The organism is Streptomyces sp. SID5785 (assembly GCF_009870065.1).
Taxonomy (GTDB): Bacteria; Actinomycetota; Actinomycetes; order Streptomycetales; family Streptomycetaceae; genus Streptomyces.
In genome coordinates this window covers 1-6098 of the sequence record NZ_WWIA01000811.1, presented here as the reverse complement: position 1 = coordinate 6098, position 6098 = coordinate 1, and the positions used below count along the sequence as shown (strand labels likewise).

6 protein-coding genes are annotated in these 6098 nt (G+C 72.1%); 3 read left to right on the top strand and 3 right to left on the bottom strand.

Annotation, left to right across the window (positions count from 1 at the left end):
- Nucleotides 1–90 precede the first annotated feature (90 nt).
- Entirely contained in the window at nt 91–1644 is a 1554-nt protein-coding gene (locus GTW43_RS26495) for an MFS transporter (RefSeq protein ID WP_161304487.1), read from the top strand.
- Between the two features lie 27 nt (nt 1645–1671).
- On the opposite strand, the gene GTW43_RS26490 is transcribed toward GTW43_RS26495, so the two are convergent.
- Nucleotides 1672–2166 carry a MarR family transcriptional regulator gene (locus tag GTW43_RS26490; RefSeq protein ID WP_161304486.1) on the bottom strand — a complete coding sequence of 165 codons (495 nt, stop codon included), beginning with the start codon at nt 2164–2166 and terminating at the stop codon, nt 1672–1674.
- Nucleotides 2167–2328: 162 nt separating this feature from the next.
- On the opposite strand from GTW43_RS26490, the gene GTW43_RS26485 reads away from it, so the two are divergent.
- Nucleotides 2329–3090: a class III extradiol ring-cleavage dioxygenase gene (locus GTW43_RS26485; RefSeq protein ID WP_161304488.1), complete on the top strand. Its 762-nt coding sequence runs from the start codon at nt 2329–2331 to the stop codon at nt 3088–3090.
- Between the two features lie 32 nt (nt 3091–3122).
- On the opposite strand, the gene GTW43_RS26480 is transcribed toward GTW43_RS26485, so the two are convergent.
- Together GTW43_RS26480 and GTW43_RS26475 are read right to left on the bottom strand one after the other, a co-directional pair.
- On the bottom strand, nt 3123–4142 hold the full coding sequence (locus GTW43_RS26480; protein ID WP_161304485.1) for a questin oxidase family protein: 1020 nt from the start codon (nt 4140–4142) through the stop codon (nt 3123–3125).
- 48 nt (nt 4143–4190) lie between these two features.
- Nucleotides 4191–4742, bottom strand: a complete 552-nt coding sequence (locus GTW43_RS26475) for a GNAT family N-acetyltransferase (protein ID WP_161304484.1) — start codon at nt 4740–4742, stop codon at nt 4191–4193.
- 178 nt (nt 4743–4920) lie between these two features.
- Here GTW43_RS26475 and GTW43_RS26470 point away from each other — a divergent pair, with 178 nt between their 5' ends.
- Nucleotides 4921–5931, top strand: a complete 1011-nt coding sequence (locus tag GTW43_RS26470) for a sigma-70 family RNA polymerase sigma factor (protein WP_161304483.1) — start codon at nt 4921–4923, stop codon at nt 5929–5931.
- Nucleotides 5932–6098: the final 167 nt, after the last annotated feature.

Genomic DNA, 6098 nt, shown 5'->3' with positions numbered 1-6098 from the left:
CCGGCGGCCTCGCCCCGGTTGGGCGCCGCGTTCTCGTAGGAACCCGATTTCTCACGCTTATTCACGACTCGTAACACACGCTTCGTGCTCATGACTTGGAGTCCCGCTGTGGGTACCCCCTTGCCGAAAACGGCATCTCCCGAAGGCGACGCGCGTCGCTGGAAGGCTCTCGTCTTCATCGCGCTCGCCCAGCTCATGGTGGTGCTCGACGCCACCATCGTGAACATCGCCCTGCCCGCCGCCCAGACCGACCTCGGCATATCCGACGGCAACAAGCAGTGGGTCATCACGGCCTACGCGCTCGCCTTCGGCGGACTGCTGCTGTTCGGCGGGCGCATCGCCGACCTGTGGGGCCGCAAGCGGACCTTCGTGACCGGTCTGCTCGGCTTCGCGCTCGCCTCCGCGCTCGGCGGCGCCGCGCAGAACGAGGCGATGATGTTCGGCGCCCGCGCCCTCCAGGGCGTCTTCGGCGCCCTGCTGGCCCCGGCCGCCCTCTCGCTGCTCGCCGTCATGTTCACCGACGCCAAGGAGCGCGCGAAGGCGTTCGGCATCTACGGCGCGATCGCCGGTGGCGGCGGCGCCGTCGGCCTGATCCTCGGCGGTTTCCTCACCGAGTACCTGAACTGGCGCTGGACCTTCTTCGTCAACATCCCGTTCGCGATCATCGCCGCCGCCGGTGCCTACTTCGTCATCCGTGAGCCCGCCGGTGCGCGCAACCGCTCGCCGCTCGACATCCCGGGCGTCGTCCTGTCCACGCTCGGCCTGGTCGCCCTCGTGTACGGCTTCACCCGCGCCGAGTCGGCCGGCTGGTCGGACGCGCTGACCGTCGGCATGTTCGTCGGCTCCGCCGTCCTGCTGATCGCCTTCGTCGCCGTCGAGGCCCGGGTCAAGCACCCGCTGCTGCCGCTGCGCGTCGTCGCCGACCGCAACCGCGGCGGCGTCTACGCCTCGCTCGGCCTCGCCGTCATCGCGATGTTCGGCCTGTTCCTCTTCCTGACCTACTACCTCCAGGTCGTGAAGGGCTTCTCGCCGGTCAAGACCGGCTTCGCGTTCCTGCCGATGATCGCCGGCATGATCACGGGCTCCACGCAGATCGGCGCCCGCCTCATGACCCGGGTGCCGCCGCGGCTGCTGATGGGCCCGGGCTTCGTGCTCGCGGCGCTCGGCATGGGTCTGCTGACCCAGCTGTCGGTGGACTCCTCGTACGCCGGTCTGATCCTGCCCGCCCAGCTGCTGCTCGGCCTCGGCATGGGTACGGCCTTCATGCCCGCCATGTCGCTCGCCACGATCGGCGTCGAGGCGCGGGACGCGGGCGTCGCCTCCGCGATGGTCAACACCTCGCAGCAGGTCGGCGGTGCCATCGGCACGGCCCTGCTGAACACGATCGCGGCCTCGGCCACGACCGCGTATCTGGTGGACCACGCGCGCGGCGCCACGAACCAGCAGCTCCTCCAGGCGCAGGCCATGGTGAGCGGCTACACCCACGCCATCTGGTGGGCGGTCGGCATCCTGGTCGTCTCGGCCACGATCGCCTTCACGCTGATCACCACCGGCGTCCCGGGCGGCGGCCAGGCGGCCGCCTCCGGCGACACCACGGGCGAGGACCTGGAGGACGAGCTGCGCGTCCCGGTGGTCGCGCACTGACCCCGGGGGCGCCCCGCCCCGTCCGGCTCACCTGAGCCAGGGGAGGTCCGCCCCGGCCTCCTTCGGCTGAAGTCCCTCGGCGACGATCCGCATGATCTCGCCGAGGGACTTCTGCTGTTCCGGGGTGAGCCGCTCGAACAGGGCCTGCCGGACCGTCGCCACGTGCCCCGGCGCGGTCCGCCGCAGCACCGCGAGCCCCTCGTCGGTGAGCACGGCGAACTGGCCGCGCTTGTCCGAGGGGCAGTCCTCGCGCGTCACCCACCCGTTCTTCTCCAGGCGGGCCACCGCGTGCGAGAGCCGGGACCGGGTGATCTTGGACCGGATGGCCAGCTCCGTCATCCGCAGCCGGCGGCGCGGCGCCTCGCTGAGCGTCACGAGCAGTCCGAAGTAGACGTGCGGCATCTTCGCGTCCCGCTGCAGCTGGCGGTCGAGGTGATCCTCGAGGAGCGTGGTGGCGTGCAGGTACGCGCGCCAGGTGTGCTGTTCGTCGTCGGTCAGCCACTGCGGCTCTGCGCTGTTCATGACCCCATCGTCTCCTTGCCGGTGCTCGCTCCGCCCCTCTCCTTGAATATTAAACAAACAACGATTACTTTAGGCGGTACAGAACGCTTGAAACTTCAAGTTCAAACGACGTTCGAGCTCGAGATGCTGGAGGCTGCCGTGACCGCACCCGCGCCGGAGCGCATGCCCGCGCTGTACCTGTCCCACGGCGCGCCGCCGCTCGCCGACGACGCCCTGTGGACCCGCCAGCTCGCGGACTGGTCCGCCGGACTGCCGCGCCCCAGGGCCGTCCTGATGATCTCCGCGCACTGGGAAGAGGCCCCGCTCGCCCTCGGCGCCACCGAGACGGTCCCGCTCGTCCACGACTTCTGGGGCTTCCCCGAGCACTACTACGACGTGACCTACGGGGCCCCGGGCGCACCGGAACTGGCCGAATCCGTCCGCACGTTGCTGCGCGCCCCGGGCATCCCCGTCCAGGACGTGCCCGACCGCGGCCTCGACCACGGCGCGTACGTGCCGCTCGTCGAGATGTACCCGGACGCCGACATCCCGGTCCTCCAGGTCTCCATGCCGACGCTCGACCCGCGCCGGCTCATGGAGATCGGCCGCCGGCTCGCGCCGCTGCGGGACGAGGGCGTCCTCGTCGTCGGCTCCGGCTTCTTCACGCACAACCTCGCCGCGCTGCGCCAGGGCGGCACCCCGTCCTGGTCCGTCGAGTTCGACGACTGGGGGCACCGGGCGCTGGCGGCCGGGGACGTCGACGCCCTGCTCGACTTCACGCACAAGGCCCCGGCCGGTGCCCTGGCCCACCCGCGCACGGAGCACTTCGCCCCGCTGTTCGTGACGCTGGGCATGGCGGACGCCGCCGGGGAGCTGGACACGCAGCGGTCGGTGATCGACGGCTTCTGGATGGGCCTCGCGAAGCGGTCGGTGCAGTTCGGCTGAGGGACGCCGGCCGGGCCTGGCCGGGCCGGCGGTCAGGCCGGGTCGATCAGCGTGAGGGCCCGCAGCGCCGCGCCCAGCGCCTGATCGCCGCCCACGTCGAGGGCCGTGTCCGCGAACTTGATCGCGTGGTCGTTGCCGTGCGCGGCGGCCCGCTCGAGGACCTCCTCGGCGGTCGCGCCTCCCGCCGAGGGCACCGGGGCCGCCGTCGCGGGCGCGTACACCGACGTCACGGCGGCGCTCGCGGCCCAGGCCGCGTCCAGCGACGCGGACCACAGCGGGCGCGGCAGCGCGGGCAGCGTCCTGAGCACCGCGTTCGGCGCGGTCGCCGCGTGCACCAGCATCACCGGCGACCCCTGCGCATGTGTCCCGTAGCGCCGCACCGCGGCCGCCACCAGCTCCCCGAGCCGCTCGCGCGCGGCGTCCGGGCCGACCGGCTCCGCCGTCCACGCGGGGAACGCGGTGAGCCGGGCGAACCGGTCCCGGATCCCGCCGGACTGGTCGGCGATCCGCGGCACCGCGTCCAGCGCCCCCGCCGCGTCCGGCGCGGAGGGCAGCGCGGCCACCGGCGGCAGCGGCTGGTGCCGGGCCGCCCAGTAGCCGAGCCCGTGCGCGAGCTCCGCGAGGCGCGGGGCGGTCGGCTCACCGGTCAGCAGGGTGCGCACGGCGTGCCCCACCCGGATGACGGGGTGCGTGGCGCCCGCCGCGATGCCCGGCAGCAGCCGGGGCCACCACTCGGCGAGGACGTCGCGCCAGGGCCGCTCGGCGACGGCCCGCTCGAAGTACACGATCCAGTCCGCGAGCCGCTTCGGGTCGCCGAGGGCGGAGTGCCAGTCGTCGGCGCGCACCGGGTCGCCCGGCGCGGGCATGGCGTCGAGCCGTTCGGCGTAGGCGTCGAGCCAGCGGTGCACGCGGGGCGCCTGCCCGCCGCGCACCAGGGACTCGACGGCCATCGGCCCGTGGTTGCTGAGCCAGCCGTCGAACTCGGGGCCCGTGGTGTGCAGCCGCTGGAGAGCCTCGTCGAGGGTGCCTGTGGTGTCGCCGTTGTCGTCCATGCCGGCACGGTAGGCGCGTGGGCCCCCGCGGCGGATCGACCCCGGGGCCTAGTCCCGGTCGTAGTCCGCCTCGGCCCCGGGACCCAGGTCCTTCTCGTACCAGGCGACGTCCCAGTACCGCCCGAACTTGCGGCCCACCTCGCGGTACGTGCCGACGAGCCGGAAGCCGAAGCGGGCGTGCAGCCGGGCCGAGGCCTCGTTCGGCAGGGCGATGCCCGCGTACGCGCGGTGCAGGTCCTGCCCGTCGAGCGCGGCGAACAGGGCCTCGTACAGCAGCGTGCCCACGCCGCGGCCGGCCGCGTCCGGGGCGCAGTAGACGGTGACCTCCACGGACGTCGCGTAGGCGGCCTTGGGGCGGAACGGGCTCGCCGTGGCGTACCCGAGGAGGCGGTCCGTCGCCGGGTCCCGCGCAACCAGCAGCGGGTGCCTGCCGTCCTTCAGGTGGGAGAGCAGCCAGGGGCGTCGCTCCTCCGGAGTGAAGACGGCCGTGTCGAAGGTGATCGGCGTGTCGCGTACGTAGTGGTTGTAGAGGTCCGTGAGGGCATCGAGGTCCGCCTCGGTTCCCGCGCTGACCTGCACCTCTGTGGACTCCGGTGGCATCTCGGGACTCCTCTGCGCGCAGTGTGGCGCGACAGGGTACTGCATGATCACAAAAAAGATGGGTCGGCTTGGGAATTCTGTCCGGATTCCAGTCGTTGTTTCCTTCGGATGCCGGTGAGCCCGCGAGGGTGGAGCTGGCGTCCTTGCCCAGCCGACCTACCATCGCAAGGGAGCACGCATGGCAACCCGTGCCGTAGCCCGTCGTAAGTCCGCCGCGTCCGGCGAGACTGACGCGGCACGCAGTGTTCGCGCCGTGGGCGGGGAGATCGCCGACCGCGACCTGGTCGGCATGTACCTCGACGAGATCGCGCGTACACCGCTGCTCGACGCCGCCAGGGAAGTCGAGCTGTCCCAGACCATCGAGGCGGGGGTCTACGCGCAGCAGATCCTCGACGGCGAGGTCACGGACAGCGCAGCCGCGGGCAAGGCGACCCGTGAGGAGCTTCAGGCGCTGGTCGCCGAGTCCGAGAAGGCCAAGGACGTCTTCATCAGGTCGAACCTGCGCCTGGTGGTGGCCGTCGCCCGCCGTTACCCGCGCGCAGGGCTCCCCCTGCTCGACCTGATCCAGGAGGGGAACGCAGGCCTGGTCCGCGCGGTCGAGAAGTTCGACTACCGCAAGGGCTTCAAGTTCTCCACGTACGCCACGTGGTGGATCCGCCAGGCCATCACGCGCTCCATAGCCGACCAGTCCCGCACCATCCGCCTCCCCGTCCACCTGGTCGAGGAGCTGGGCCGCATCCGTCGCGTGCAGCGCGAGTTCAACCGCGAGCACGGGCGCGAGCCGGAGCCGGCGGAGATCGCCGCGCAGCTCGACAAGACCACGGCCGAGCGCGTCGTCGACGTCCTCGACTGGGCCCGCGACCCGGTCTCGCTCAACATGTCGGTGGACGACGAGGGCGACACCCAGTTCGGTGACCTCCTGGAGGACACCTCGGCGGTCTCCCCCGAGCAGTCCGTCCTGACCCTGCTGCGCAGCGAGGAGCTGGACGACCTCATCGGACGGCTCGACCAGCGCACCGCGTCCATCATCAAGATGCGGTACGGGATCGAGGACGGCCGGGAGCGGACGCTCACCGAGGTCGGCAAGGAGCACGGGCTGACCCGTGAGCGGATCCGGCAGATCGAGAAGCACGCGCTGCTCGAGCTGAAGAAGCTGGCGCGCGACACGGGGTTCGACGCGGCGGCGTGACGCGTCTCGTCGCCGGGGCGAACCCCGGGTACGGGTCTCGTCGCCGGGTGCGGGTCTCGTCGTGGCTGGTCGCGCAGTTCCCCGCGCCCCTGAAATGCAGGCGCTGCGCGCCGCATTTCCCCGATGAAGGCTGAGCGGCGAAGCCGCAAGCCTTCAGGGGCGCGGGG